Genomic DNA, 2,189 nt, shown 5'->3' on the forward strand with positions numbered 1-2,189 from the left:
ACCTATAACCAGGGCACCTTTATTGGCGCCGCCACCATGTTATACAAGATCACCAACGATGCTGCTTACCTGAACCAGGCTAAGCTGGGCGCTGATTACACGCAAAAATCCATGTGTGATAAGGACGGTATTTTACCGGCAGAAGGCGACTGGAATGAGCAGGGCGTGTTAAAGGCCATTTTTGGGCAATACATGCTGATGCTGGTACAGGATGCCGGTCAGCCGCAGTACCTGCCCTGGATCCGAAAGAATATTAATACTGCCTGGGGCAACCGGGATGCAAACCGGGGGCTTACGTACCGGAACTATAAAGTTCCCTGCCCCACAGGTAACATACAATCCTATGAAGCCAGCAGCGCGGTAATGCTTATGCAGCTATGCCCGCCGGAAAAGTGAGTATATGTGAGGCGAATAAAAGAATGTAAAATGTAAAATCTTAAATCACAAATGTAAAAGTAGAATGCCGGAACATAAACCTATACCTGGAATCGTAGCATTCTACTTTTACATTTATCTCGTTCATAAAGTCTTTTAAATGGTCTCTATGAACCTCCTTCGTCGGTTTTAAATTTTACATTTATGATTTTACATTCTTCTTAGTCAGCCACTTTTATTATCAGATCTTCTTCTTCAGTCCATAACGCACCATTACGGCGCCTATACCTATCACCAGCAAGGCCATGGCAGCTTTCATCAATACCTCCGAACGTTTGGGAGCCGGTACATATTCCACCCCGTTTACACCCGCTACCGCCGGATCATCTACATACCTGCCCGAAGCAGGTGTTGCTTCCTGTTGAAAATTGCTGGCTAAGCGCTGTAATTCATCCTGCATGGCTTTACCTTTCATGGGTTTGCCATGTCCGCTGGCAATGATCTCCGGCTTCAGTGCCGCCAGCTTGTTAACGGAGCTTGCTGCCTCCTGCCAGTCAAACGTAAAATACCGCGGTGGCCCCGACATTTTTCTGGCCTGCGTCATAACAGCGTATAGTGATTCCTGTTGGGTGGTAACCACGGCATCACCTGCCAGCAGCACACCATCCTGATCCCTGAATAAGCTGATGTGGCCGGGCGCATGGCCGGGGGTATGAATATAACGCCAGCCAGGCAGGCCGGGTACAGTACCATCTTCCGGTAACATTAACAGCCGCCCGTTCATATCTATTGGCTTTTTAGGGAACAGGCAGGATGCCAGGGTCATTAATCCACCCCCAACTGTTGGATCGGGTGGCGGATAGGCTGAACGGCCGGTTAAATAAGGCGCTTCCAGGTAATGTGCATACACGGGCACATCCCATTCCTCTGCCAGCTTTTTTAATGAACCTGTGTGGTCAAAATGCCCGTGGGTAAGAATAATAGCGGATGGCGCAGTTTGCGGCCAGAACAGGTGTGAGGATACCTTGCGGATCTTTTCAGCGGTGCTGGCCAGCCCTGCATCCACCAGCACCCAATGATTGGCGTTGCCGCTATGTATCAGGTATACGTTCACAAAAATATCTTTAATGCCCCAAACACCGGGCGCTACTGAAAACCACTTGTTGTACAGCTTTTTTTGTACCGGTTTAAATTGCTCTGTTTTCATAAAGCAGAATTTTATGGGAGTGAATGCCTTGTTATACAGGGCATAGATCAAAAAGCATGCATATACTGCAGCAGGAGAGGGGTTCGGCTATCACAAACATCATTAATGAGGACATTAAGTAACAGTATGGCGATTTAATAGGTATTCATAGACCAGGGTATTCAGGCCTACCATTAACAAGCCGTAAAAAACATCTTCTACCGGGATGGTGAGTATGCGTGTACCGATGATCTCTGCTGAATTGTACCATACTACCGGGGCAGGTATCCACGAGCCGGTGAGCAAGCCATTCACGATCAGGAAAGGCAGCAGCATTACACCATAGGAAATATACAGCGCCCCCATCCACGCCTGTTTTTTTACATAAGCGTTGTAAAGAACAAAAGCCATCAGCAGCACAGCTGTTACCAGCGGATAGGCTTTGTTGTGGAAGAAAAAGATAGCTGCCGCCAGCAGCACAATGATAATGCCCGATATAATGTTGCTCAGCTGCCGGTAGCTGCGCTGTTTTAGCCAAAGCACTTTTATACAGTGGTAAGAAAAAAGGCAGGCGTAGGGGATGCATACAAAAAATAATGCCTCTTCTACCGGCAGGTTGTATATGTAC

At 47.7% G+C, this 2,189-nt stretch carries 3 protein-coding genes; 1 reads left to right on the forward strand and 2 read right to left on the reverse strand.

The annotated features are described in order from the left end of the window. Positions 1–396, forward strand: a 396-nt coding sequence (locus tag VIM87_RS23245) for a glycoside hydrolase family 76 protein (RefSeq protein ID WP_331999319.1), incomplete at its 5' end; no start/stop codon positions are given. 220 nt (positions 397–616) lie between these two features. Here VIM87_RS23245 and VIM87_RS23250 read toward each other — a convergent pair. Both VIM87_RS23250 and VIM87_RS23255 read right to left on the reverse strand, forming a co-directional pair. Beyond that, positions 617–1,582, reverse strand: coding sequence for an MBL fold metallo-hydrolase (locus VIM87_RS23250; RefSeq protein WP_331999320.1), 966 nt, complete (start codon positions 1,580–1,582; stop codon positions 617–619). Positions 1,583–1,696: 114 nt separating this feature from the next. Then, positions 1,697–2,189, reverse strand: a 493-nt coding sequence (locus VIM87_RS23255; RefSeq protein ID WP_331999321.1) for a lycopene cyclase domain-containing protein, incomplete at its 5' end; no start/stop codon positions are given.

Origin of the sequence: Chitinophaga sp. (genome assembly GCF_036569125.1) — a bacterium.
Lineage (GTDB): Bacteria > Bacteroidota > Bacteroidia > Chitinophagales > Chitinophagaceae > Chitinophaga.

Coding starts and splice junctions, on each gene's coding strand:
- VIM87_RS23250 (WP_331999320.1), bottom strand. CDS start 1,582: ATGAAAACAGAGCAATTTAAACCGGTACAAAAAAAGCTGTACAACAAG.